Raw genomic sequence first — 24,628 nt, forward strand, 5'->3', positions numbered from 1 at the left:
ACAGCGTCAACATCAACGCGCCGGTGATCCCACCGGCGCGTTTTTGTTTGCGCGCGGTTGCAGAGTCGACTGTCAGTCGACTGCTACGGAAATGCCTCGGTAGAGTCGACTGTCAGTCGACTGCTCTGCGGCCAGCCTGGGGAAATGCCCGCGCTACGCGCGATAGTCGACTGACAGTCGACTCTACCGTTCACGGTCCGCCTCGCGGCCAGCATGCCGCGCGCCGCATCTTCAATCCGCGCAAATCCAGCGTAATCGCGCTACTGTTGCCGAGTGCAAACAATGGAAGAAACGGCGCGTGTTGTCGCAAGTCCCTGCATCGGCGTGTGCAAGCTGGATCCAGACCGGCAGTGCACCGGCTGCGGGCGGCATCTCGATGAGATCGCACGGTGGTCGTCGATGAGTGACGACGAACGCAGTCGCATCCTGCATCGCGTGCAGCCATTGCGCGAACAGCTCCAGCAATCCCTGCGCGGCTCACTGGCCGACCATCACCGCCTGATGCGCGCGCTGCATCCGCTGGCCGATCCCCCTGCGGGTGATGGCTGGAACCGCAGCGAACTGATCGACCTTTTGCCGCCGGGACCGCCGGTGGAAGCGGCAGTGCTGGCCGGTATCGTGCCGCGCGCCAACGGTGCACAGGTGATCCTCACCCGCCGCACCGAAACCCTGCGCACGCATGGTGGTCAGGTCGGATTCCCCGGTGGCCGTACCGAACCCGATGACCGTGACGCACTGGCCGCCGCACTGCGCGAGAGCCAGGAAGAGATCGCACTGGCCCCCGGCCAGGTGCAGGCATTGGGCTATCTCGATCCGTTCGTGACCATCACCGGCTACCGGGTCACCCCGGTGGTGGCGGTGGTCGATCCGGATTTCGTGCCGGTGCCGCAGCCCAGCGAAGTGGCCGAGGTATTCGAGGTGCCGCTGGACTACCTGATGGCCGCCGACAACCTGCGCCAGGTCGAAATCAATCATCGCGGCCGCGTCCGCCATGTCCTCGAGTACGGTTGGCCGGGCCAGCGTATCTGGGGGGCAACCGCGGCCATCCTGTACAACCTGCGTCGCCGCTTGGAGCAAGTGCAATGAAGCCGATCGATCCGCCGTGGACCACGCTTGTCGATGTCGCCACCCTGGCCGCAGTGTTGGGCGAAGGTGTGCGCGTGGTCGATGCACGTGCCACCGCCAGTACAGCCGTGCGCGTGGTCGATGCGCGTTCCTCGCTGGCCGATCCACAGGCCGGCAGCGGCCAGTACCTCGCGGGACATGTTCCGGGCGCGGTGTATGCCGACCTCAATCGGGACCTGTCGGATCTGACCCGCAGCGACCACGGCCGTCACCCGCTGCCGGACAGCGATGCCTTCGCCGCGAAGCTCGGCCAGTGGGGCATCGGTCCCGACACCCAGGTGGTGGTCTACGACGGCAGCGATGGCAGCATGGCCGCCTCGCGCCTGTGGTGGCTGCTGCGCCTGATCGGGCACAGCAAGGTGGCCGTGCTCGACGGTGGCATCGCCGCCTGGCAGGCCGCAGGTCACGCGTTGGCAACCGGCCAGGGCGAAGTAACGGCGCTGCCGGCTTACCCGGGCCGTTTCGACACCACCCAGATCGCCAATGCCGATGAAATCACCGCCCGGTTGAAGCATGCGCCGGGCTGGTTGGTCGACGCACGCGCAGGCGAGCGCTTCCGCGGCGAAGTGGAGCCGCTGGACCCGGTCGCCGGTCATGTGCCCGGTGCGGTCAACCGTCCGTTTGCGCTGAACGTAGTCGACGGCCACCTGCGCGATGCACAGGAACTGCGTGCCGAACTGCAGGGCGTGATCGGTAACCGCGATCCGCAGCAGGTGGTGCTGATGTGCGGCTCCGGCGTGACCGCCTGCCACCTGCTGCTGGCGATGGAAGCGGCCGGTCTGTCCGGCGCACGCATCTATGCCGATTCCTGGAGCGGCTGGGTCAGCGACAGCACCCGCCCGGTGGCCAGCGGCGCCTGAGCCGCGCGGGGTCGGATCCGTTTCCCAACGGGAAACGGCTCTGACCCCCTTGTGCCCGATCTGCACGCAAAGAGCAGTCGAGCGTGGCTCGACTCTACAAAGGCACCTTCCAATCGATTCGATCCCGTGCCGACCAACGGTCGGCACCCACCAACAGCAGCGGGAACCTGTCGAAGGCGGGGTGGGTCCGGTTGCGGGGGCGTGAGCCGCATGGGCCCGAGGCATGCCTCGGGCGGGTTGGGCAGGACGCCCAACCCCGGTCTTGCCGTGTGCGCAGGACAGCGCACACGAGCAAGCCGCGGCCAAGCCCCATGGACGTACTTGCGGCGTCCCTCGCAACCGGACCCACCGTGCCATCCCACGGAATGCAAGCTCTTGACGTTGACGTTGACGTTGCCTCTGCAGGTGCAGGGCGCAGCCCTGCTGCTTACTCCAACCCCTGCAGCGGCACCTTCGCCAGCACCCGCGCCCAGGGGAACAACGGTCCCGGGTCGCGTTTGCGCGCCACCATCAGCGCCGGGTCATCGCTGGCCGGCACCTGCTCCAGGTCCAGCTGGTCGTGCCCGGCAATCCGCCGCAGCGACGGGTAGCGCGCTACCAGCGCCAGCAACAGCTGCTCAAGCGCCTGAAGCTGCGCCTCGGTGTAGGGCTCGTCCATCGCCTGCTGGCGGCTGTCGAACCAATACGGGTAGCGGCCGGTATTGACCAGCTCAATGCCCAGCGTGTGTGCGTTCATGCCACGCACGTGGTGGGCCACGCGTTCCGGTGCCACGTACTGCAGCACGCTGCCATCGCGGTCGATGTAGAAGTGGCCGCTGTTGCCAGCGCCGCTGTCATACAGCACGCGCTCGCCGTACTCGCGGGCCATCGCCAGATCGGGCAGCTCGGTGCAGTGGATCACCACCATCTCCAGCGTGGCCGGGTCGCGCAGCGGCAGGCGGTCTTGGTAGGGCAGGGGCTGCAGCTGCAGGCCGGGCAGGAGCGGGTTGGGCATTCGGCGATGCTAGCATTGCGGCATGAACCTGCCTTCCCTTTCCTCGTCGGCCTGCTCCCATGGAGCGCGCGCATGAGCCGCGGCCACTGCATCCTGTCCCACGGTTTCGAGAGCGGCCCGGAGGCGACCAAGGTCACCGCGCTGGCCGACGTGGCGCAGCGCCTGGGCTGGACCCATGAGCGCCCGGACTACACCGACCTCGATGCGATGAGCGAGGTCAGCAGGGTGGGCGATGTGCCGACCCGCCTGCGCCGCCTGGTCGAACGCACCGCCATCGCTGCCCAGCAGGGCCCGGTGGTGCTGGCCGGCTCCAGCCTGGGTGCCTACATCTCTGCCATCGCCTCGCTGCAGGTGCCGGTGGCCGGCCTGTTCCTGATGGTGCCGCCGACCACCATGGGCCCGATGCCGGCGCTGGACGCCGCGCCGGTGCCGACCACGGTGGTGCAGGCCTGGCATGACGAGGTGGTGCCGGCCGCAGGCGTGATTGCCTGGGCCCAGGCGCGTTCGGCCCAGCTGCTGCTGGTCGACGACGGCCACCGCCTGGAACGCCATGTGGAGGCCTCTGCGCAGGCCTTCGAGCGCCTGCTGCACCAGCTGTGAAGCCCGGGCGCACGGCGCGCCCGCCCGCATTGACTACAATGGCAGCCCCGCCGCCCCCGGCGCGGGCCTGCCGGCCGTGTCCACGGCCCTCCTTCTTGAATGGCCCGGCTCCCTGCCGTGCCTGACCACCTGTGAACCGATCCCGTGAAATTTTTTGTCTCCTGCGCCAAGGGCCTGGAATACCTGCTTGCCGATGAGCTGTCGGCCCTGGGCCTGGAAAAGGCCACTGCCACCATTGCCGGCGTCAACGCCGAGGGCGAACTGGAGCAGGCGCTGCGGATCGTGATGTGGTCGCGCCTGGCCAGCCGCGTGCTGTGGCCCATCGACGCGTTCGAGTGCCCGGACGAGCAGGCCCTGTACGACGGCGTGCGCGCCCTGCCGTGGCACGAGCACATCAAGCCGGAAATGACCCTGGCGGTGGATGCGCACGTGTCCGGCGACAAGATCACCCATGCGCGCTTCGCCGCGCAGCGGATCAAGGACGCCATTGTCGACCGCATGCGTGACGAAGGCCTGGAACGCCCCTCGGTCAACACCGATCTGCCCGACGTGCGCGTGAACCTGTCACTGCGCAAGGGCCGTGCCTCGCTGTCGATCGACCTCGGCGGCGGCTCGCTGCACCGCCGTGGCTGGCGAGGCGCCGCCCACGAGGCGCCGCTGAAGGAAAACCTCGCCGCCGCCCTGCTGCTGCGCGCGCAGTGGCCGCGCCTGCACGCCGCCGGTGGTGGCCTGCTGGACCCGATGTGCGGCAGTGGCACGCTGCTGATCGAAGGTGCGCTGATGGCCGCCGACGTCGCCCCCGGCCTGATGCGCCACGGCAGCCTGCCGCCGAGCCGCTGGCTGGGTTTCGACAAGGCCGCCTGGAAGGCGATCCAGAGCGAGGCACGTGACCGCGAAGCTGCTGGCCTGGCTGCGCTGAAGCCGGTCATCCACGGCAGCGACATCGACCCGACCGCAATCCAGGCCGCGCGCGAAAATGCTGAAGTGGCCGGCGTCGCCCATGCGATCCGTTTCACCCGCGCCGATGTGGCCGACCTGGCTGCGCCGGAGCAGGAAATCGGTGCGGTGGTCTGCAATCCGCCGTACGACGAGCGCCTGGCCGCCGATCCGGCGCTGTACCGTGCGCTGGGCAACGCGCTGCAGAAGGCGGTGCCGCAGTGGCGTGCGAGCCTGCTGTGCGGCAACGACGAGCTGGCCTTTGCCACTGGCCTGCGTGCGGGTAAGAAGTACCAGATGTTCAACGGTGCGCTGGAATGCGCGCTGATCATCTGCGACCCGATCGCCGTGCCCGGACGCGACCCGGCTCAGCCGCGTGAGCTGAGCGAAGGCGCGCAGATGGTGGCCAACCGCCTGCGCAAGAACCTGAAGAAGTTCAAGAGCTGGCGCGCCCGAGAGGACATCACCTGCTTCCGCGCCTATGACGCCGACCTGCCGGAATACGCGGCGGCCATTGATGTCTACGAGGAAGACGGTGGCCAGCGCCGTACCTTCCTGCACGTGCAGGAATATGCCGCGCCGGCCGCGATTCCGGAAAACGACGTGCGTCGTCGCCGCAACGAACTGTTGGCCGCTGCACGGGAAGTGTTCGGCGTGCCGCCGGAGCAGGTGTCGATGAAGTCGCGTGAGCGCGGCAAGGGCGGCAGCAAGTACGGCCGTTTCGAACAGCGTGATGAATTCATCGTGGTGCGTGAGAACAATGCGCTGCTGCAGGTGAACCTGTTCGACTACCTTGACACCGGCTTGTTCCTCGACCACCGCCCGCTGCGCCGGATGATGGCCGAGCAGGCGCTTGGCAAGCGCTTCCTCAACCTGTTCTGCTACACCGGCGTGGCCAGCGTGCAGGCCGCCGTGGCCGGTGCGGCCAGCACCACCAGCGTCGACTTGTCGGCGACTTACCTGCAGTGGTGCTACGACAACCTGGCGCTGAACGGGCAGGGCGGCAACCAGCACCTGCTGGTGCAGGCCGATGCGATGGCCTGGCTGGAAGGCGACCGCGGCCAGTACGACGTGATCTTCTGCGATCCGCCGACGTTCTCCAACTCCGCGCGTGCCGACGACTTCGACGTGCAGCGCGAGCAGCTGAAACTGCTGCGTGCAGCGGTGGCGCGGCTGGCGCCAGGTGGCGTGCTGTACTTCTCCAACAACTTCCGCCGCTTCAAGCTGGAAGAGAACGCCATCGCCGAATTCGCCCAGTGCCGCGAGATCACCGCGCGCACCATCGGCCCGGATTTCGAGCGCAACGCGCGCATCCACCGTGCGTGGGAACTGAAGCGGTTGGGGTAAGCCGATGTTCGGGGTCGGATTCCCTGCGTGAAGCGCAGGGGCTCTGACCCCATCCGGATCTACGTACCCCGAGGTCAGAGCCCTTGCGCTGCGCGCTAGGGATCCGACCCCGGTGGCTCTGCTACAGCAACGCCACCAGCAGCCCGGCCACAGGCAGCGCGATCGCCAGTGGTGCGATCCACTTCGGCCGGTACGGGTACAACCCGAACGACAACACCACGCCGCCCACGGTCATCACGCCCAGCCACAGCACCGGGCCCATTGCCCAGCCGTGGTCGACCACGCACAGTGCAAACGCTACCGTCAGTAGCGCCCAACCCAGCACCCGCCACTGCGTGCGCCGTGCCGGCGCGGCCGCGGCCTTGCCATGCAGGTCATGCTGGTGTTTCTCCATCGCCAGCGACAACGCGGTGAACGCAGAGAACGACAGGGTCAACGCCAGCAACATCATGCGCTGGCCTCCGCTTCGGCGGTTTCCGCAGCGTCAACCGGGGTTTTGGGCGCCGCCGCGGCAGCCGCACGTTTCTTTTTCTCGGCCGCGCTCAACGGTGGCGTCCAGCGCTGCATGCGCCAACCGCACAATGCCAGCATCGCACCGAAGGCGATCATCGACAGGTCAAAGCCGGCCAGCACCCAGTCGCCGTTGCGCAGGGTGTTGCCCAGGTGCGCATGCGTGGTCAGTGCATTGACCACCGGCACCAGCGCGAACGCGGCTGCGCCCAGGTACAGCTGCCACGCCCACATCATCCGCTTCGGCCAGATGAAGGCGGCCAGCAGTGCCGCGCCCCAGGCGTAGAAGAACACGTTGGCCTCGGCGCTGGAGCGCTCGGCGATGTCCAGCGGCAGCAGGCGGTTGCCCCAGAAGTACGCTGCAAAGGCGATCGGCAGGCCGGCCACGGTGCCGATGTTCAACGCATCGACCAGGCGCAGGCCGAAGCCTATGCGGCCACTCTTGGCGTGCTTGGGCCGTTCCTTCACCGCCCACAGCACCACGCCGCTGGCCACCATCAGGCAGCCGACCAGGCCGGACAGGAAGAACAGTGCGCGCAGGCCCCAGTCGGCGAAGCGCGCCAGGTGCAGGCCGTATAGCACGCCGCGGGTGGCGGTGGCGCCACCGGAAGGCGGTGTTTCTTCCAGCAGCGTGCCGTTGACCATGTCGTAGCGCACGGCCGGGGTGTCGGTGGACAGGCGCTTGCCGTCACGCTGGCGGATGTCGATCACTGCATTGGCCGCGCCCGGGTTGGATACGGTGAAGCCGGCCACCTCCACGCCGTGCCAGTGCGCTCGCGCGCTGTCCAGCAGCTGCGCGATCGGCAGCGGCGTGGCGCGGCCTTCGGCCGGCGCGGTCACCTCCGGCATGCCGCCGAAGGCTTCGCTGAAGAACTTGTCCTCGTCCTGTGGGTAGGCGACTTTCACCCCCCACGGCAGGTACATGATCATCAGGGTGACGATGCCGGTGTAGGTGATCATCGCGTGGTAGGGCAGGGCCATCACCGCGCTGACGTTGTGGAAATCGAGCCAGGAACGCAGGCCCTTGTCCTTGCGGAAGGTGAAGAAGTCCTTGAAGATTTTCTTGTGGGTGATGACACCGGTGATGATCGCCACCAGCATGAACATCGCGCAGAAGCCGACCAGGTAGCGCGCCCACAGCACAGGAATGTAGTGCAGGTCAAAATGCAGGCGGTAGAAGAAATCACCGCCTCGGGTCTCGCGGGCCTTCAGTGCCTGGCCGGTGTTCGGGTCCAGTGTGGCATCGCCGAAGCCACCGCGACGGCCACGGCTGGGATCGGCCAGCTCCGGCGGCAGCCGCCAGAACATCTGCATGGCGGGATTGCGCGGCTGCGGCAACGTTACGAACCAGTTCTCGGCCTGCGCGGCATTGGCCTGCAGGTAATCCACGGCACGCTGCGCGGCGACGTCGATGCTGACGTTGCTGGAGGGCAGCTCAGGACGCATCCAGCGGCTGATTTCCTCGCGGTAGTAACTGGCCGTGCCGGCCATGAAGATCAGCAGCAGCAGCCAGCCGACCAGCAGGCCGGTCCAGGTGTGCAGCCAGGCCATCGACTGACGGAATCCGTTCTTCATGCCCAGGCCCCCAGCATGCGCGCGATGACTGCCATCAGCAGGGTGGGGGCGAGGATGCCGACCCACGCACGCAGCGCACTGCGCGTGGCGAACGCCCACAGCGCCGCGCAGGCGGCCACCAGAATGGCCAGCAGCATGCCGGTCAGCACGGTCTGGCCACGTGCGCCGGGCAGCGCCACCGCGCAGAACACGCTGGTCACAGAAGCCAGCGCGTAGCCGCCGAAGATCGCCGCCAGCGAGCGTGACAACACGCTCCAGCGCGGGTTGGAGAAGAAGGTGCGGGGGCTGGCGGTTGCGGGCGAGCGGTCCACGGCATTCCTGCAGGTTTCAGTGAAAAGGAACCGGCGCACCGCAGCGCGCCGGGGTTGGCCATCCGTGGCCGGGCACCGGTCGCAGAACCGGTGCCATCCATCGAGGGTCAGAGCTTCCAGCGCAGTGTCATCGTCACATTGCGCGGTTCGCCCCAGAACACGCCGTCATAGAAACCGACGCGGTTGTAATACTTCTTGTCCAGCAGGTTGTTCACGTTTACCTGCGCGGTGAAGTTCTCGTTGAAGCGATAGCCCGCCGACAGGTTGAGCAGGTAGATGTCGCCCTGTTCGATTGCCACGCGGTCGCGCTTGCCGCTGGTCAGGAAATCCGCACGCGGCTTGTTGCTCAGGCTCCAGATACCGCTCTGCCAGGTGGCGCCACCGCCCAGCCAGAAGCGGCCTTCAGCGCCGCCCGGTCGCCAGCTGGCGTTGAGGCGGAACAGATCGACCGGGACGACGGTGTTCTGGCGCACGCCCTGCGCATTGCGGCTGACGGTGTGGGTGAAGCCGGCCGCCAGGTTCCAGTTCTCACCAAGGCTGCCTTGTGCTTCGATCTCCCAGCCCTTGACCTTGTTGCCCTTGCCGGTGGATCGGTAGGCACTGACCCCACCCGGCAGCGAGTTTTCCGGCACCGAGTCATCGAGCTCGGCAACGTTGTCCTTCTGGCCCTTGAACACGGCCGCGGAAGCATTCAGCAGACCGTCGAAGAACTCGGCCTTGACGCCGGCCTCCCACATGTCACCGACCACCGGTTCGAGGTAGTTGTTGTCCCGGTCACGGTAGTTCTGCGGCTGGAAGATGTCGGTGTAGCTGACGTAGCCGCTGAAGTAACGGTTGAAGTCGTAGATGAAGCCGGCATACGGAGTGAGCGAGTCGTCCGGCTTGTAGCCGCTGCGACGCGTATCGGTCAGGCGACCGGCGGCGTCATGGGTGTAGTTCCAGGTGCGCGTTTCCCAGCTGCCGTAGCGCGCGCCGAGCACCGCGGTCAGCGGATCGGCCAGCTGCAGGCGCGTCGCCAGATAGGCCGCGCGCTGGCGCAGTTCGTCTTCAGAAGCCAGATAGCCCAGGCGGGTAACCTGCAGCGGCGCGACGTCGCCGTTCCAGCGGTGCCAATCCGGTACACGGGTGTAGCTGTCCGGGTAGGCAGCAGTGTCGGTGGCAGGTACTTCACCCTTGCGCACCGATTGGCCGAAACCGAGCACCAGCTCGTGTTCCCGGCCGAACAGCAGGAACGGACCGCCAACGTTGAAGTCGAACACCTGCATGTCGCCGTTCTCGCCGAAGCTGCCGACGAAGGCGCTGATGCCGCTGCCATCGGCATTCGGGTAGCCGGAGGCCCCGTACCACACTGCACCGTCGGTTTCGCGCTTGGAGCGGGTATAGGCGGCCTTGGCGGTCCAGCCGTTGCCCAACTGCTGCTCAAGGCGTGCGAATGCGCTCTTTTCGATGATCGGCCAACTGCTCCAGCGGGCGGACGGGTTGGTCGAGCGCGGCAGGTTGGCGGGCTGGCCATCGGACCCCCAGTACGGCACCACGCCCCAGGTCACGCCTGTGGTGCGCGGCGACTGGTATTCGTAGCCGGCCTCGAGCAGGGTCGTGTCGGTGATGTCGGCCTGGACGATGCCGTAGAACACGTCCTTGTCCAGTTTGTAGACATCGCGGAACGAGTCACTCTGTTGTTTGGCCGCCACCACGCGCGCGCGGATGCGGCCGTCGAGCGCAACCGGGCCACCGAGGTCGGCCTCCAGGCGCTGGTTGCCCCAACGCCCGAGGGTCAGGTTGGCGCTCATCTGGAAGCTGTCGGTAGGACGCTTGCGCACGAAGTTGATGGTGCCCGAGGGATCGCCGGCACCGGTGGTCAGGCCGGTTGCGCCGCGTACCACTTCGATGCGGTCATAGATCACGCTGTCGGTGTTGGTCTTGATGTACCCACCGAAGGTGTTGAGCATCCCATCGACCTGGAAATTGGTGATGTTGTAGCCGCGCGAGACGTAGTTGATGCGCTCGCTGTCGGTGACCGATACCGCCACGCCGGTGACCTGGCCCATCACATCGGACAGCGAGAACAGGCCCATGTCGTCCAGGCGCTGGCGGGTGACCACGGTCATCGACTGCGGTGTCTGGCGCAGCGACAGGCCGAGCTTGGTGGCCGTGCTGGCACGCTTGACCGTATAGCTGTCGACGATATCGCCGTCAGCGGTGACCTGGACCGTATCCAGCGTGCGCGCGGAAGGATCGGCAGTGCCGTCGGCGTGGGCCAGCGGGGCGATCATCAGTGCGGTCACGGCCAGGGCCAGCAGAGTGGGACGAGGGTGGTTCAGCGGCATTGCCATCAGTGCGATTCCATGCAGGACGAAACAAGCGATGGAATGCGCAGACGCAGCAGCCGTGCGCTTCGCGCACGTCGCCCAGCAAGTCCCATCGACGGTGCGCCACCCGTGTAATGCGGGCGACCCGGTAGTCGGGGGATGTACACGGGCGAAGGGGCGGGTGGGTGCGTGCTTCCGTGCCCCGCTTGGCTAAGCGTACAACCGATCGGCAAATGATAGGCATTCGCATTTCGTTAATCAAGCGTGACGAATTCCGTCTCCACGCAGGGCGTGGATCGACTACCGCATGGGCGCCTAGAACCTGAACACCACCGTCGCTGCATGCAGCAGCAGGCCGATCAGGCCGCCCACCAGGGTGCCGTTGAAGCGGATGAACTGCAGGTCGCGGCCCACGCTCAGTTCCAGCTGTTCGACCAGATGCCGCTCGTCCCAGCCCTTCACGGTCTGCGCGATATGCGTGGTCACGCCCTCGCGCAGGCGGCCGGTGAGGCGCTGGGCGCCCTCCAGAAGATGCTGGTTCAGCGCGTCGCGCAGGGCCGGGTCGGCCTGCAGGCTGCTGCCCAGTGACGCGAGGCTGCGCTGCAGGTGGCCGACCAGCGCCGAATCCTCACGCTGCAGGTCGGCACGCAGGCTGGCATGGATGCGCGCCCACAGCCCCTGCACGTACTCCTGCAGGGCAGGGTGGTCGATCATTTCCTGTTTGAGCTGTTCGATGCGCTCGGCCAGGACCGGGTCCTCGCGCAGGCGCTGCACGTAGTTCTGCAGCCAGCTCTCGTAGTCCTGGCGCAGCGGATGCTGCGGCTCGGCCAGCACCTGCTGCAGTTCTTCCAGCACCGCCCGCGCCAGTCGCTCGGCCAGGCTGTCGCCGATCTCATCGATCGGCTTGACCCAGTTCACCGTGCTCGACAGCGTCGGCCACTCGCGCTGGATGTAACGCACGATCAGCTGCGAGGCGCGCTCCTTCACTTCCGGCTGCTCCAGCCAGCGTCCCAAGCGCTGCAGGCCCTCGTCCAGCACGCGCTGGTGGCGTCCGTCGGCGGTCAGCAGGGCCAGCAGCTCACCGGCGGTGGCGGCGGCATTCCACTGCCGCAGCTGCTGCACCACGAAGGCGTGCAGCTGCCGACGCACCGCGGCTTCGTCGAAGAAGTCCAGCGCCTGCAAGGCCCAGCCGCGGGCCATGTCGGCCAGCATCCGCGAGCGCGCCGGATCGGCCAGCCAGCTGCCGAGGCGGCTGGCCGGATCGAATACCTGCAGCTTGGCCAGCAGCACCTGTGGCTCCAGAAACTGGTCGCGCACGAACAGGGCGAGGCTGTCGCCGATGCGTTCCTTGCTACGCGGGATGATTGCCGTATGCGGGATCGGCAGGCCCATCGGCCGCCGGAACAGCGCGACGACGGCGAACCAGTCGGCCAGTGCGCCCACGGCCGCTGCTTCGCAGAAGGCCGAGACCCAGGCCCAGATGCCGCGCTCGCCCTGCCAGTGGCTGACCGCGAAACCGGCCAGCATCAACAGCAGCAGGCCCAGCGCGAGGGCTTTCAGGCGCCGCAGCTGTGCGCGGCGCGGATCGTGGGCAGGCGTCATGGCGGAAGTCTAACCGGCACGGCATGAGCATCTGGTAGTGCCGGCCGCTGGCCGGCATCCGCAACGCGCCCGGAACGTTCATGGGGTTGCCGGCCAGCGGCCGGCACTACCCGTTGGTTCAGAGCGCTTCCAGCTGCTTGCGCAACGCGGCCAGCTGCGCGCGCAGGGTGTCGTTCTCGCGGGTCAGCGCGACCACGCGGCGGCGCAGCGCCGGGGCATCTTCGCCCAGCTGCTCCAGTGCCGACAGCACCTCGGCGTCGCGGCTGGCGATCTGCTCCTCGTCGGCTTCCTCGAAGTCCATCTCGGCCGCTTCGGGCTTCGCTGCGCGCGGCTTGCGCTTGGACTCGCGCACGCGCTTGGCGGCCTGCTTCAGCTCGTCCTTGCCACCGGCGGCGGCGGCACGCTGCTCGTCTTCCGGCAGGTCGGCCACGGCAGCGGCGGCGCTGATCGAGATCATGCCGGCTTTCACCGCTTCCACCACCTCGGCCGCGGCCTGGGCGTGGATGCGTTCGATCATGCCGACCTGGCTGGTGCTCAGCTTGGCCTCGCGGGCCAGTTCGGCACGGCTGACCTTCGGCGCCGGTTCCCACGGTGGGCTGTCCTCACCGGCCTCCTCGACCGTCTCGGCAGTGCCGTCGCTCTCGCGCTGCAGCTGCGCCTGCTCGACCTGCTTGCGGGCGGCCAGGATGTCGCGCTTGCGCAGCGCCAGCACGCCGCGCTGGAAATCGGACACGCTGCGGCGGCCCAGGTGCTGCTCGATCATCCACAGGTGCACGTCTTCCATGCTCTTGAAACGGGTGTTCTGCACGGTGTTGAAGGGCAGGCCATGCTTCTGGCAGATGCCGAAACGGTTGTGGCCATCAACCAGCACATCGCCCCACAGCACCAGCGCATCGCGGCAGCCTTCGGCCAGGATGCTGCGCTCCAGCGCGTCATGTTCGTCCGCGGTCAGCGGGTCGATGTAGGCCTTGAGTTCTTCTTTGACGACGATATCCATGGGCACGGCAACGAGCAGGAGCGGAACCGACCATTGTACCCGCTCGACGCCACCGGTCCGGACTCAGGCGGTGGCCCGGATCATCTCGCCCAGGATGCCGGTGATCTGGTCGATCTGCGCCTTGTCCACGATCAGCGGCGGCGACAGTGCGATGATGTCGCCGGTACAGCGCACCAGCAGCCGGCCGTCGTGGAAGCAGCGCCGGAACACCTCGTAGCCGCGGCTGCCCGGCGCATCCCGGCGCGGCGCCAGTTCGACCGCACCGACCAGCCCGAAGTTGCGGATATCGATCACGTTGGGCAGGCCCTGCAGGGCATGCAACCGCTCCTGCCAGTACTCGCCCAGCTCGATGGCACGCTCGAACAAGCGTTCTTCCGCGTAGACGTCCAGCGTGGCCAGCGCCGCCGCGCAGGCCAGTGGATGGCCGGAGTGGGTGTAGCCATGGAACAGCTCGATGGCCTGCGGCGGCGCCTGCATCAGGGCCGCATGCACGGCATCGCTGGCCAGCACGCCGCCCAGCGGCACCGCGCCATTGCTGACCGCCTTGGCGAAGGTCAGCAGGTCCGGGGTGACCCCGAAGCGCTGTGCGGCGAACGGCATGCCAACCCGGCCGAAACCGGTGATGACCTCGTCGAACACCAGCAGGATGCCGTGGTGGTCGCACAGCTCGCGCAGCCGCTGCAGGTAGCCCGGCGCGGGCAGGATCACCCCGGCGGAACCGGCAATGGGCTCGACGAATACGGCGGCGATTGTCGAGGCGTCATGCAGCGCGATCAGCCGTTCCAGGTCGTCGGCCAGCTCCGCGCCCTGACGTGGCAGGCCCTTGCTGAACGCATTGCGCGGCAGGTCCAGGGTGTGCCGCAGGTAATCCACTCCACCCAGCTGCAGGCTGAATGGCTTGCGGTTGTTGGGCAGCCCGCCCAGCGCCATGCCGCCGAAACCGACCCCGTGATAGGCCTTTTCGCGGCTGATGAAGCGGGTGCGCTGGCCCTCGCCGCGCTGGCGGTGGTAAGCCAGCACGATCTTCATCGCGGTATCCACTGCCTCGGAGCCGGAACTGGTGAAGAACACATGGTTGAGCGGAGGCGGCGCCAATGCCGCCAGCCGCTGTGCCAGCGCGAACGCCGGTGGCGACCCCATCTGGAACGCGGGCGAGTAATCCAGGGTACGCGCCTGCTCGACGATGGCGTTGACGATGTGCGGCCGCGCGTGGCCGGCATTGCAGCACCACAGGCCGGCGGTGCCATCGAGGATCTGGCGGCCGTCGACGTCCTCGTAGTGCATGCCTTCGGCCCGTACCAGCATGCGCGGTGCGGCCTTGTACTGGCGGTTGGCGGTGAACGGCATCCAATACGCGTCCAGTGACTCGGGGCGCTGGGTGGCCAGGTCGTGCAGGTCGCTTTCGGGACGCTTCATGCCAGCTCCATCGGGTCCGATGCGATGAATGTAGCGCAGCCGCGTCACGGCGAGGTCGCGGCGGCTGTCCGCCGGGCCATGCCCGGCGGGCACATTGGATCGCTGATCACGGTCGGGTCGCGACCACATCGGTATAACCAAGACTTGTTGACCGCTGGAGCTTCCCATGGCCGATTTCCCCGACCGCAGCCATTGGCAGACGCTGGCCCTCCAGCTGTCGATGCCGGGCCAGGCCTTCATCGACGGCCGCTATGTCGATGCCGCCAGCGGCGCCCGCTTCGACTGCATCAGCCCGATCGACGGTCGCGTGCTGGGCGCGGTTGCCGACTGCGACGCGCAGGATGTGGAGCGCGCGGTACTGGCCGCGCGGCGCAGCTTCGAGGCGGGCCACTGGTCGCAGGCGAGCCCGGCGCATCGCAAGCGCGTGCTGCTGGCGCTGGCGGCATTGGTGGAGGCGCACGCTGATGAACTGGCCCTGCTGGAAACCCTGGACATGGGCAAGCCGGTGCGTGACGCCCGCCGTATCGACCTGCCCGGCGTGGTGCGCTGCCTGACCTGGACCGCCGAAGCGGTGGACAAGCTGTATGGCGAGATCGCGCCGACTGGCCCGCACGAGCTGGGCCTGGTCACGCGCGAGGCTGCCGGCGTGGTGGCCGCCATCGTGCCGTGGAATTTCCCGTTGCTGATGGCCTGTTGGAAGATCGCGCCGGCGCTGGCGATGGGCAACTCGGTGGTGCTCAAGCCTTCGGAGCGGTCGCCGCTGAGTGCGCTGCGGCTGGCGGCGCTGGCCGCCGAGGCGGGCCTGCCGGAGGGCGTGCTGAACGTGCTGCCGGGCCATGGCGCGCGCGTCGGCGAACCGCTGGCCCTGCACATGGATGTGGATGTGTTGGCGTTCACCGGTTCCACTGCCACCGGCGCGAAGCTGCTGGAGTATTCCGGGCGATCCAATCTCAAGCGGGTCTGGCTGGAATGCGGCGGCAAGAGCCCGCACGTGGTGTTCGCCGACGCGCCCGATCTGGACGCGGCGGCCAAGGCCGTGGCGCAGGGCATCTTCTTCAACCAGGGCGAAGTCTGTACCGCCGGGTCGCGCTTGCTGGTGCAGCGCTCGATCCGTGAGGATTTCGTGCACCAGGTGGTTGCTTATGGCCAGCACATGCAGCCGCAGCATCCGCTGGACGCCGACGCGCCGATGGGCGCGCTGGTGGACGCCGCGCATCTGGACAAGGTGATGCGGGATATCGCACGCGCCGAAGCTGAAGGTGCCCGCCTGCTGTTGGGCGGGCATCGTGCCGAGGTGGAGGCGGGTGGCAGCTATGTGCAGCCCACGGTGTTCGACCAGGTGCGCCCGGAGCAGGCCTTGGCACGCGAGGAAGTGTTCGGGCCGGTGCTGGCGGTGCTCGGTTTCGACGACGAGGCCGAAGCCGTGCGCGTGGCCAACGACAGCCGCTACGGACTGGCCGCCGGTCTCTGGACACGCGATCTGGGCCGCGCGCATCGGGTTGCGCGCCAGCTGCGCGCCGGCAGCGTCTGGGTGAACGGCTGGGATGGCGGCGACATGACCGCACCGTTTGGTGGTTACAAGCAGTCCGGCAACGGCCGCGACAAATCGCTGCACGCCTTCGACAAGTACAGCGAGATCAAGGCCACCTGGATCCAGCTGTAACGACGCGGCTGCTTGACCGCTGTTCGCTCTTTGTAGAGTCGAGCCTTGCTCGACTACTTTTCGTTCTTCGGTAGAGCCGAGCCATGCTCGGCTGCTTCTCGCGAAGAGCAGTCGAGCCTTGCTCGACTCTACAGAAGGAAGACAGCTGTCGAGCTACCGGCAGCGGGCGCTCACCTGCAGCACTGCCGCACGCAGCATGTCGCGGTCGGCTTCTTCGACGGCATTCTGGAAGTAATCCATGTCCTGCCGGCCCAGCTCACACGGGTCGACGATGTATCCCGGTGGCCACAAACCCAGCAGTTGCGCTACGCCATGCACGATCTGCTCGGGGGTCATCTGCCGACGGATCCGGAAGTAGTTGCGGCGCGGCCCGAACGCCGGATGGACCTCGCGCCGACCGATCAGGCGCGGCGCCACGCCCGCTGCGCTGATGCCGTCGCCGCCATCGATGCTGCCCGCAGGCAGGTCCAGCATCAGTGGCGCCATTGCAGGCGATTCCTCGAACGCGGGGGTACTGGCATCCGTAGGTGCCGCCGGGGGCGGGCGTGGCGCTGTCGATGCGGCCGGGCGCGCTGCCTCTGCGGTGGGCTGCGCCGGGCGCGGTTGCGCCGGCACGGGCTGCTTCGGTGGCAGCCAGTACAACGTCATCCTGGCGCCTCCGTCGCTGCGCAGCGTCATCCTGCCGCTGCCCAGCAGCCACACTGCCATCAACCCATGCACCAGCAGCACCACCAGCCATGCCGCCATGCGCGGCAGCTTCGGCGAATCGGACCACGACAGCGCGACTGCAGTCATCGGCAAAGCATCCATGCAGGGACCGGTGGCGCAGCCTAGCGGGTGGCCCGAAAAATTCCGTTGGCATCGGTCTCGGCTGAAACCATCGCCCCGTGCTGCCACCGGCCCGTGGCAGAATCGGGCGATCCGCCGTTACCCGTGTTGCCGATGTCGACGATCACCGCTGCCGCACCGCCCGTGAATTCCCCCCGCCGTGTCCTGCTGGCCAGCCTGATCGGCACCACTATCGAGTTTTTCGATTTCTACATCTACGCCACCGCCGCGGTGCTGGTGTTCCCGCACCTGTTCTTCCCGGACAGCAGCGATCAGGCGGCGCTGTTGCAATCACTGGCCACCTTCGCGGTCGCGTTCATCGCCCGCCCGGTGGGCTCGGCGGTGTTCGGCCACTTCGGCGACCGCATCGGCCGCAAGGCCACGCTGGTGGCCGCGCTGCTGACCATGGGCGTGTCCACGGTGCTGATCGGCCTGCTGCCTACCCATGCGCAGATCGGGCTGTGGGCCCCCGCGTTGCTGGCGCTGTGCCGTTTCGGCCAGGGCCTGGGGCTGGGTGGCGAATGGGGTGGGGCGGTGCTGCTGGCCACCGAGAACGCGCCGCCGGGCAAGCGCGCCTGGTACGGCATGTTCCCGCAGCTGGGCGCACCGCTGGGCTTCCTGCTGTCGGCCGGCATCTTCCTGGTGCTCGGCCGTTGCCTGAGCCAGGACGACTTCCTGCAGTGGGGCTGGCGCATTCCGTTCGTGGCCAGCGCGTTGTTGGTCGGCCTCGGTCTCTGGGTGCGCCTGAACATCCACGAGACGCCCGATTTCAAGCAGGCGCTGGAACGCAAGGCGCCGGTGCGGCTGCCGATGTGGACGGTGCTGCGTGACCATCCGGTACCGATGCTGCTGGGCACCCTGGGCGCGTTCGCCACCTTCGTGCTGTTCTACCTGATGACGGTGTTCAGTCTCGGTCATGGCACCGCGGTGCTGGGCTACAGCCGCGAGCAGTTCCTGCTGATGCAGATGGCCGGCATGCTGTTCTTCGCGCTGGGTATCCCGCTGTCGGCGCGCTATGGCGACCGTTGGGGCACGCGGCGCACGATGATCGTCGCCAGCGTACTGATCGTCGGCTTCGGTGTGCTGTTCGCACCGCTGTTCCAGCCGCACAGCCCGTGGCTGGTCACCGGCTTCCTGTGCCTGGGCCTGTTCCTGATGGGCCTGACCTACGGCCCTTGTGGCACCTTCCTGGCCGAGATCTACCCGGTGGAAGTGCGCTATACCGGTGCCTCGTTGTCGTTCAACCTGGCCGGCATCCTGGGTGCGGCACCGGCGCCCTACCTGGCCACCTGGCTGGCTGAACGCTTCGGCCTGGTCGCGGTGGGCTACTACCTGTGCCTGACCGCGGTGGCGACCCTGTGCGCGCTGATCGCGCTGCATCGGCGCGCACTGCGGCTCAACCAAAGAAGCGCTTGAGCGTGCGCCCCAGCCAGCCGCCGCTCTGGTGTTCGCGGGCGAACTGGTTCAGGTGTGCCTTGACCTGATCGGCGTAGGCCTGGTCATCGCCGCGGATGTGGTTGAACAGCCAGCGCGAGAGCATGGTGCGCAGCTCGTCGCTGATGTCTTCGCCAGCCTGGAAGCGCAGCCGGTACTCGGCCACGCGCTTGATGAAGACCTCATGCACGCGCTTGTGCGCGGCACAAAACGGATAGCCCGCTTCCTCCATCAGCTCTTCCTCGAACGCGAAGTGCGACATGGTGTAGTCCACCACCTCGTCGATGACTTCACCCACTGCCGCACGCTGCATGCTGGTCTGTGCCACGTGCAGGTGGTTGAGCATCTCGATGATGCGGCGATGTTGCTGATCGATCACATCGATGCCGATGTTCAGATCGTCCTGCCAGACCAGTAGTGCCATCCCCGGCTCCCCTTCATGCGTATGTCGGGGCCGACTGTAGAGCCGCCGCGCGGGTGCGGCGTTGATCTGGATCAAAGCGGTCCGGTCAGGGCAGGGCCGGCTCGCGCGGGCGCAGCGGGCTGGCCACCGTGGTGCAGCTGACCCGGTTGCGGCCACCGGCCTTGGCCAGGTACAGCTGGCGATCGGCCTCGGAGATCAGCCGATGCAGTGCATCACGCTGCGGGCGCAGGCAGCACAGGCCGATGCTGACGGTCATGCGAAGCGTCGCGGTGCCGATGTCCACTTCCAGTGCGGCGATGCGCTGGCGCAGCTCCTCGAAGTACAGCAGTGCCTCGTCCTGTTCCATGTCCGGCACCAGCAGGCAGAACTCCTCGCCACCGAAGCGTGCGATCAGGTCCTGGCTGCGTGCGTGCGCGGCCACTGCACCGGCCACCGCGCGCAGCGCATCATCGCCGGCCTCGTGGCCGTGAGTGTCGTTGATGTGCTTGAAGTGATCGATGTCGATCATCGCCACTGCCACGCACTGGCCATGCAGCTGCAGCTGCGGCAACTGGCGCTGGCTCTGTTCCAGGAAGCAGCGGCGGTTCGGCAGGCCAGTGAGGAAGTCGCGGGTGGCCAGGTCCTGCAGGGTGCCGATCAGCTCCAGCTGGTCGACGTTCTGCGAGACACGGCAGAAGAACTCTTCGCGCGAGAATGGTTTGCGCAGGAAGTCATTGGCACCGTTCTTCAGGAAGCGCGGGATCAGGGAGGCGTCGGTATTGCCGGAGATGCCGATCACCGCCACCTTGTCGCGCGAGCGCAGGGTGCGCAGGCGGCGGGTGAATTCCACGCCCTGCATGCCGGGCATTTCCTGGTCGACCACCGCCAGGCGGATTGCCGGATGCGCCTCGATCGCGGCCAGGCCCTCGTTGCCATCGGCCGCTTCGTGCACCTCATGGCCATACATGCGCAGCAGGGCGGCGGCATAGCCGCGCGCGGACGGCGAATCGTCCACCACCAGCGCCGCGATGCGACGGTTGCGTTCCAGCCGCTGTACCAGCCACACCAGGTAGTCGATGCTGCCGGGGGTGTTCTTCAGTACGTAGTCGATGATCTGCTGCTGCAGCACGCGCTTGCGCAGGTCCTCGTCGTACACGCCGCTGACTACCACGGTCGGCAGGTCACGCTTGAGGAAGAACTCGACTACCGCATCGCGGTCGCCGTCGGCCAGCACCAACCCGGTCAGCACCAGGAACCAGCCGCCACCCTCGCTCAGCAGGCGATCGGCCTCGGCCAGGGTGGAGGCGATCACCACCGGCAGTTCCAGGCGCTGCTCGATGGCTTCGCGCAGCATGCCGGTGAACGCACGGGAATTTTCGACCAGCAGGATCCGCTGTGGCAACGGATCGGCCAGGTCGCCATCGACGGCGGCCTGCGGCAGGACGGGCATGATGCGGTGGCTCACGAAGGAGGGCTCGGCACGGATAGCGGCGGTTTCGGGCGTAACTTTAGCCGGGCAGGGGGCGCGGTTGGGCCGGCTGTGGGATCGGGGATTGAGGCGTCGTGGTCGGTTCGTGCAACACGAGACGCAGTCGGTTGCCACGACAATGCACCGCGCCGCCGTAGGCCAGTATCCTGCCGGCGAGACGTTCGAAGGCCTGGTGGGTTGTCTGCGGCGACAATGCACAGCCACGGTCAAGCAGGGCAATGACCGCTACGATGCCACGGCGGCTGCCAACACTGCCGCATCGCGCCCGCACGCAGACTTGCCCCGCTTCCAGTTCCAGCAGCAGCGAAACCGCTTCGATCAATGTGCGGTAGATCGCCAGTTGCAGATCCACATTCAGCGCGGAGGGATTGCCTGTCAGCCGGGGCTGCGTGACGCGGTGGGTGTTGCTCCATATTTCGTAAGCGCCGCCGCCCTGAAGGGCAACATAGAGCCCGACCTGCTCCAGTCCCGTAGGGTAGACCAGACTGGCCTGTTCACGAAACAGGCGCGAGTGCACGGAAGTGGCGTGTTGCAGGCTGTTGGCTACCGCATGGTGGCCCTGGGACCTCAGCCAGCTGATCATCTCGCCGAGCGAATTATCCATGCCTTCGCCCAGGTGCTTGAGGTGGGCAGCGCGCTCGCGAAGTTCACGTTCGCTGGTCTGGTGTGAACTGCGTGCCAGGCGCAGGGCGTTCCGCTCGGCCTGCCAACGGGCCTGCGCGCGTTGATGGTGGTAGCTGATGCTGGATCCCAGCGCGAGCAGTGCGATGCTCATGACTGCCATGTTCTGCTGGGTGGCGAACGTGCCGAGGTCGAAAGAAGACGGCAGGCCAGTGCTGGGCGTAGCGCCGTGAAGCGGGAGATTCAATAGCGGAATCGCGATGGCAGCGCCACGCCACCCATGCATGAAGGTCAGGGCGATGGCGGGCAGCGCCGCCAGCAGGACAAGGTGTGTGCGGGTGGTATGGGCACTGCCGGCTGTCAACTGCATGCCCAACCCCAGTATCAGCATCGCCAGAATCGCCACAGCCGTAGGCGCGACAAAGCGAGCGCTCCAACTGGGTTCTGCATGCCGCTGGCTCCATAGGAAGGCCAGCGGGACCAGTGTGATGATGGCGGCGAAGTGGCCAAAGATCGTCCGATCAACCGCGTCCAGCAGGTTGCTCGGCGGCGGATTCGACCAGAGAACGTATGAAATGCTCAGATTGAGAGCCGGGACGAACAGCGCCGTGCAGATCGACAACGAAAGCAGCCAGAGACCGGTGGCTGCTTCGGAGGGTGTTCTCATCCGATGCAGGTAGACCACCAGCATCGCCATCGGCATCAGCAGCGTCGAAGCCAGGATGACCCAGTCCAGGCCATAGGTGTCGATCATGGGGATGCGCAGCGTTGCGAAGTACGCATACTCGCCCAGCAGTAGATATGGCCACAGGCGGGTCGGGACAATCAGCAGCGCGGCAGCCCGGATACCCGCTGGCAGGAAAAACTGGTCCAGCGAGAACTGGCGCGAGGTGAGGCAACTCAAGGCATAGACGGCCGCGAGTGCGATGCCGGCTGGTCGGATCCGGAAGCTCAGTTCAATTGCGTTCTTGAATCGGTCCAAGCCTGGGCCTCCCTTGCTTCGGGGCATCACGCCAAGCTCCCGGTGTGGACACTATCTATAGACGAAGGGACGTGCAATCTCCAGGGCTGCATCGAGCGCCCGTAGAGGCGCCGGTAGACAATGCCTGATCGTCAGCGGCGGACGCAATTTTCCACATGGCGTCCGGATGCGTGCCGCTATGTATCAAGGAAGCCAGTAGACATATAGTGGTCCTTGCATGTCCGGGACAGGCAAGGGGCTGTGCGGCGGAGCATCGACTCCGGCGCTCGACTCAACCGGGTGGGTGTTTCACCGTGCTCATCATTTTCTTTACCAAGGAGGAAAAAAATGCGAATAGCTAATGCTGGAGCGGCATTGGGATTGGTCATCGCCGCTAGCCTGCCGGTGTCGGCTTGGGCGCAATCCGACGACCACGGAATCCGTATGAGCCAGCGGGGTCTGGGGGAGGCATTCCCTGCAACGGTCAATATGAGCCAGGATCCTGCTTGGCAGGTCTACGGTTTCCAGCGTGATGGCATTTCCTATTTCCAGGTAAATGACCTCGCTGGCCGCGTGCAGGTCATCATTGGCAGTGCTGGTGGTGTTTTCTGGGCGCTCCCGGCCGGCAAGGCGCAGATACCCGTATCGTTGCCGGGCCAGCCGTTGCCCATGCCAGACAATGCAATCCGCTCGCTGGTTTATCGGGGCAACGGTTTCGTGCTTGTGCGCTATAGCGCAGGTACGAGTGTGGTATGGGCCATCGAAACGCAGTAATCATTGGTCAGCAGGGGGCGCACGTCGCCTGCTGGTCGACTGTTTCCAGCCAGCTTTCCGTCAGCCATGTGCCCGTTCACCGGGCACGCCGGGGCGGCAGCGGTCACGCATTGGCCTGCTCTTGGTCCTAGGCGGAGGAGGCTACGCGGGAACCGAATGAATCTCTTTCGAGATGTTCGCGCCGTGTCGTGGTGCCTGACTCCACCAGCACCATGACAATGCGGCTCTGACGGCAATGAACGGAGCCACCAAACGCCAGCGCACGCCCGGCCAACCGCTCCCTGACCAGGCTGGAGGTTGTCGCAGACAACGCGCGATGCCGATCCAGCAGCGAGGCTGTCATCACAATTCCACGCTGTTGCCCCGCGTTGATGCAGCGCGCCCGCACGATGACCTGCCCAGATTCGCTCTTCAACAGCAGAGATACTGCGTCGATGAGAGTCCGGTATGCCGTCAACTGTAGGTCCAGGCTGAGCTGGCAAGGATCACCGGCCAGGCGCGGTTCGGCTACGCGGTGCGTATTCATCCAAGCCGAACGTACACCGCCGGCTTGCAGTGCGACATACAGCCCCAACTGCTCAAGCGCGGTGGGGTACACCAGACTGGCCTGTTCGCGGAACAGCCGGGAGTGCACATTGGCTGTGTGTGTCAGGCTGCTGGCGATCGCCGAATGACCGTGGCTGTTGAGCCAGTTGATGACTTCTGAAAGCGACAGATCGATGCCATCACCCAGCTTGCGCAGGTGAATCGCGCGTTCGCGAAGATCCGATTCGCTCGCCAAGTGAGAGCTGCGCGCGAGATTGATGGCGTTCTTTTCTCCCACCTCACGCAGCTGATAGCGCCGGTGATAGTGGCTGATACGCGAGCCAAGCAGCAGCAGTGCTACGCCCGTAATGGCCATGATTTGCTGCGTCGTGAAGGTTGAAGCGTCGAAAGCCGCTGCATAGGGCTTTGGCGTAGTCAGGCCGATGATCAGGTTCAACGCGGGCACCCCGATGGCCGCACCGCGCCAGCCATGCAGGCACGTCAGAGCGATCGCCGGAAGACCCATCAGCAACTGCAGGGACGTCCTGAGTGTACTGGCTTCGGTGGGAATCAACGATGCGGTAACGCCGAGCAATGTCATCAACAACAGGGCTACGGCGGTGGGACCTGTGAAAATGGTCTTCCAGTGTGGCTCGGTGTTCCTCATTGCCCAAAGCAATGCGAGGGGAGTCACCGTAAGGATGGCAATGAAATCACCGACACTGAAACGAACTGCGCGGGAAAGGAACGCAAGCGCCGAATCTGCGGGTGGCGTTGGCCAAAGCAGTTGGGAAAGGCTCACATTCAAAAGAGTGACCACGATGGAGGAGAGGAACGCGATGGCCAGCAAACGGGAGGTGACCGAGTTCGCCAAAAATCTGCGGGCCCAGTGGGTGATGAGCATTACTGCGGGCATCAGCAAGGCTGAAGCGAGGGCGGCCCAGGCTACGCCGTATTTCTCGATCATCGGCAATCGCATCTGCGCGAAGTAGGCATACTCGCCCAACAGCAGATAAGGCCAGAGTCGCGGTGGGCATAGCAGCACCGCAGCCACGCGAACGCCGGCGGGCAGATAGAACTGATCGAGCGAGAGCTGGCGTGTAGCCCAGCAGGCAATCGCATACAGCACAGCCAAGGCAAGTCCTGCCGGATGGATGCGCAACTTCAGCTGCAGGCCTTCATTCCACCAGTTCAATCGCACTACCCCTTCACAGTACGTTCCCTGTCAGCATCCATTCGCCGCGGGACCCGGTTCTTACCGACGGTATCGACACGCGTTCGATTATGCAATCGTTGCTGCGTTCTGCCGGGCAAGTGAGAAAATCATCACATGAATACCCGCGGCGAT

20 protein-coding genes are annotated in these 24,628 nt (G+C 66.3%); 7 read left to right on the forward strand and 13 right to left on the reverse strand.

The features are described from left to right. Positions 1-282 precede the first annotated feature (282 nt). Both SMAL_RS06770 and SMAL_RS06775 read left to right on the forward strand, forming a co-directional pair. The gene (locus tag SMAL_RS06770; protein ID WP_012510554.1) at positions 283-1,086 is read left to right on the forward strand and encodes a CoA pyrophosphatase; all 804 of its coding nucleotides are present in this window, start codon (positions 283-285) and stop codon (positions 1,084-1,086) included. After that, a complete protein-coding gene (locus SMAL_RS06775) occupies positions 1,083-1,985 on the forward strand; it encodes a sulfurtransferase (RefSeq protein WP_012510555.1) in 903 nt (300 codons plus the stop codon). The genes SMAL_RS06770 and SMAL_RS06775 overlap by 4 nt, the downstream gene beginning before the upstream one ends. 427 nt (positions 1,986-2,412) lie before the next feature. Here the strand turns inward: SMAL_RS06775 and SMAL_RS06780 are convergent, their stop codons facing one another. Then, the gene (locus tag SMAL_RS06780) at positions 2,413-2,979 is read right to left on the reverse strand and encodes an N-acetylmuramoyl-L-alanine amidase (protein ID WP_004151497.1); all 567 of its coding nucleotides are present in this window, start codon (positions 2,977-2,979) and stop codon (positions 2,413-2,415) included. A 72-nt stretch (positions 2,980-3,051) separates the two neighbouring features. Between SMAL_RS06780 and SMAL_RS06785 the strand changes: the two genes are divergently transcribed. Then, a complete protein-coding gene (locus SMAL_RS06785) occupies positions 3,052-3,579 on the forward strand; it encodes an alpha/beta hydrolase (protein ID WP_012510556.1) in 528 nt (175 codons plus the stop codon). 144 nt (positions 3,580-3,723) lie between these two features. After that, a complete protein-coding gene (gene rlmKL / locus SMAL_RS06790) occupies positions 3,724-5,862 on the forward strand; it encodes a bifunctional 23S rRNA (guanine(2069)-N(7))-methyltransferase RlmK/23S rRNA (guanine(2445)-N(2))-methyltransferase RlmL (RefSeq protein WP_012510557.1) in 2,139 nt (712 codons plus the stop codon). Between the two features lie 121 nt (positions 5,863-5,983). On the opposite strand, the gene SMAL_RS06795 is transcribed toward rlmKL, so the two are convergent. From SMAL_RS06795 to aptA, 7 genes are all read right to left on the reverse strand, one after another. Beyond that, positions 5,984-6,313, reverse strand: a complete 330-nt coding sequence (locus SMAL_RS06795; RefSeq protein ID WP_012510558.1) for a DUF3325 domain-containing protein — start codon at positions 6,311-6,313, stop codon at positions 5,984-5,986. Continuing rightward, positions 6,310-7,947: a PepSY-associated TM helix domain-containing protein gene (locus tag SMAL_RS06800; RefSeq protein WP_012510559.1), complete on the reverse strand. Its 1,638-nt coding sequence runs from the start codon at positions 7,945-7,947 to the stop codon at positions 6,310-6,312. The genes SMAL_RS06795 and SMAL_RS06800 overlap by 4 nt, the downstream gene beginning before the upstream one ends. Further along, a complete protein-coding gene (locus SMAL_RS06805) occupies positions 7,944-8,258 on the reverse strand; it encodes a DUF3649 domain-containing protein (RefSeq protein WP_004151582.1) in 315 nt (104 codons plus the stop codon). Before SMAL_RS06805 ends, SMAL_RS06800 begins: the two co-directional genes overlap by 4 nt. A gap of 107 nt (positions 8,259-8,365) precedes the next feature. Continuing rightward, a complete protein-coding gene (locus SMAL_RS06810) occupies positions 8,366-10,591 on the reverse strand; it encodes a TonB-dependent siderophore receptor (RefSeq protein WP_012510560.1) in 2,226 nt (741 codons plus the stop codon). Between the two features lie 291 nt (positions 10,592-10,882). Beyond that, positions 10,883-12,169 (reverse strand): DUF445 domain-containing protein, encoded by a 1,287-nt coding sequence (locus SMAL_RS06815; protein WP_012510561.1) that lies wholly within the window; start codon positions 12,167-12,169, stop codon positions 10,883-10,885. A gap of 118 nt (positions 12,170-12,287) precedes the next feature. Beyond that, a complete protein-coding gene (locus tag SMAL_RS06820; RefSeq protein ID WP_012510562.1) occupies positions 12,288-13,166 on the reverse strand; it encodes a ParB N-terminal domain-containing protein in 879 nt (292 codons plus the stop codon). Between the two features lie 63 nt (positions 13,167-13,229). Beyond that, entirely contained in the window at positions 13,230-14,582 is a 1,353-nt protein-coding gene (aptA, locus tag SMAL_RS06825) for an omega-aminotransferase AptA (RefSeq protein ID WP_012510563.1), read from the reverse strand. Positions 14,583-14,748: 166 nt separating this feature from the next. On the opposite strand from aptA, the gene SMAL_RS06830 reads away from it, so the two are divergent. Then, entirely contained in the window at positions 14,749-16,245 is a 1,497-nt protein-coding gene (locus SMAL_RS06830) for an aldehyde dehydrogenase (RefSeq protein WP_012510564.1), read from the forward strand. A gap of 153 nt (positions 16,246-16,398) precedes the next feature. Here SMAL_RS06830 and SMAL_RS06835 read toward each other — a convergent pair whose 3' ends face one another. Further along, positions 16,399-17,040: a hypothetical protein gene (locus SMAL_RS06835; protein ID WP_012510565.1), complete on the reverse strand. Its 642-nt coding sequence runs from the start codon at positions 17,038-17,040 to the stop codon at positions 16,399-16,401. Positions 17,041-17,187: 147 nt separating this feature from the next. Here SMAL_RS06835 and SMAL_RS06840 point away from each other — a divergent pair, with 147 nt between their 5' ends. Continuing rightward, the gene (locus SMAL_RS06840) at positions 17,188-18,489 is read left to right on the forward strand and encodes an MFS transporter (RefSeq protein WP_012510566.1); all 1,302 of its coding nucleotides are present in this window, start codon (positions 17,188-17,190) and stop codon (positions 18,487-18,489) included. Here the strand turns inward: SMAL_RS06840 and SMAL_RS06845 are convergent. The 3 genes from SMAL_RS06845 to SMAL_RS06855 all read right to left on the reverse strand — a co-directional run bounded on the left by SMAL_RS06845 (position 18,470) and on the right by SMAL_RS06855 (position 22,002). Continuing rightward, a complete protein-coding gene (locus SMAL_RS06845; RefSeq protein WP_012510567.1) occupies positions 18,470-18,931 on the reverse strand; it encodes a bacteriohemerythrin in 462 nt (153 codons plus the stop codon). The two genes, SMAL_RS06840 and SMAL_RS06845, sit on opposite strands and share 20 nt — an antisense overlap. Positions 18,932-19,016: 85 nt before the next feature. Then, the gene (locus SMAL_RS06850; RefSeq protein ID WP_012510568.1) at positions 19,017-20,360 is read right to left on the reverse strand and encodes a diguanylate cyclase; all 1,344 of its coding nucleotides are present in this window, start codon (positions 20,358-20,360) and stop codon (positions 19,017-19,019) included. 58 nt (positions 20,361-20,418) lie between these two features. Continuing rightward, positions 20,419-22,002, reverse strand: a complete 1,584-nt coding sequence (locus SMAL_RS06855; RefSeq protein WP_041864493.1) for an MASE1 domain-containing protein — start codon at positions 22,000-22,002, stop codon at positions 20,419-20,421. Positions 22,003-22,329: 327 nt separating this feature from the next. Here SMAL_RS06855 and SMAL_RS06860 point away from each other — a divergent pair, with 327 nt between their 5' ends. Next, positions 22,330-22,755, forward strand: coding sequence for a hypothetical protein (locus tag SMAL_RS06860; protein WP_012510570.1), 426 nt, complete (start codon positions 22,330-22,332; stop codon positions 22,753-22,755). Positions 22,756-22,882: 127 nt separating this feature from the next. On the opposite strand, the gene SMAL_RS06865 is transcribed toward SMAL_RS06860, so the two are convergent. Beyond that, positions 22,883-24,481 (reverse strand): MASE1 domain-containing protein, encoded by a 1,599-nt coding sequence (locus SMAL_RS06865; protein WP_012510571.1) that lies wholly within the window; start codon positions 24,479-24,481, stop codon positions 22,883-22,885. Positions 24,482-24,628: the final 147 nt, after the last annotated feature.

It is taken from the genome of Stenotrophomonas maltophilia R551-3 (assembly GCF_000020665.1).
GTDB lineage: Bacteria > Pseudomonadota > Gammaproteobacteria > Xanthomonadales > Xanthomonadaceae > Stenotrophomonas > Stenotrophomonas maltophilia_L.

Excerpts from the sequence above, each read along its gene's own strand:
- SMAL_RS06800 (WP_012510559.1), bottom strand. The coding sequence starts at position 7,947 with ATGAAGAACGGATTCCGTCAGTCGATGGCCTGGCTGCACACCTGGACC.
- SMAL_RS06775 (WP_012510555.1), top strand. The coding sequence starts at position 1,083 with ATGAAGCCGATCGATCCGCCGTGGACCACGCTTGTCGATGTCGCCACC.
- SMAL_RS06780 (WP_004151497.1), bottom strand. The coding sequence starts at position 2,979 with ATGCCCAACCCGCTCCTGCCCGGCCTGCAGCTGCAGCCCCTGCCCTAC.
- SMAL_RS06785 (WP_012510556.1), top strand. The coding sequence starts at position 3,052 with ATGAGCCGCGGCCACTGCATCCTGTCCCACGGTTTCGAGAGCGGCCCG.
- SMAL_RS06850 (WP_012510568.1), bottom strand. The coding sequence starts at position 20,360 with ATGCCCGTCCTGCCGCAGGCCGCCGTCGATGGCGACCTGGCCGATCCG.
- SMAL_RS06815 (WP_012510561.1), bottom strand. The coding sequence starts at position 12,169 with ATGACGCCTGCCCACGATCCGCGCCGCGCACAGCTGCGGCGCCTGAAA.
- SMAL_RS06860 (WP_012510570.1), top strand. The coding sequence starts at position 22,330 with ATGCGAATAGCTAATGCTGGAGCGGCATTGGGATTGGTCATCGCCGCT.
- SMAL_RS06845 (WP_012510567.1), bottom strand. The coding sequence starts at position 18,931 with ATGGCACTACTGGTCTGGCAGGACGATCTGAACATCGGCATCGATGTG.
- SMAL_RS06795 (WP_012510558.1), bottom strand. The coding sequence starts at position 6,313 with ATGATGTTGCTGGCGTTGACCCTGTCGTTCTCTGCGTTCACCGCGTTG.
- SMAL_RS06820 (WP_012510562.1), bottom strand. The coding sequence starts at position 13,166 with ATGGATATCGTCGTCAAAGAAGAACTCAAGGCCTACATCGACCCGCTG.
- SMAL_RS06840 (WP_012510566.1), top strand. The coding sequence starts at position 17,188 with ATGTCGACGATCACCGCTGCCGCACCGCCCGTGAATTCCCCCCGCCGT.
- aptA (WP_012510563.1), bottom strand. The coding sequence starts at position 14,582 with ATGAAGCGTCCCGAAAGCGACCTGCACGACCTGGCCACCCAGCGCCCC.
- SMAL_RS06810 (WP_012510560.1), bottom strand. The coding sequence starts at position 10,591 with ATGGCAATGCCGCTGAACCACCCTCGTCCCACTCTGCTGGCCCTGGCC.
- SMAL_RS06835 (WP_012510565.1), bottom strand. The coding sequence starts at position 17,040 with ATGACTGCAGTCGCGCTGTCGTGGTCCGATTCGCCGAAGCTGCCGCGC.
- SMAL_RS06770 (WP_012510554.1), top strand. The coding sequence starts at position 283 with ATGGAAGAAACGGCGCGTGTTGTCGCAAGTCCCTGCATCGGCGTGTGC.
- SMAL_RS06830 (WP_012510564.1), top strand. The coding sequence starts at position 14,749 with ATGGCCGATTTCCCCGACCGCAGCCATTGGCAGACGCTGGCCCTCCAG.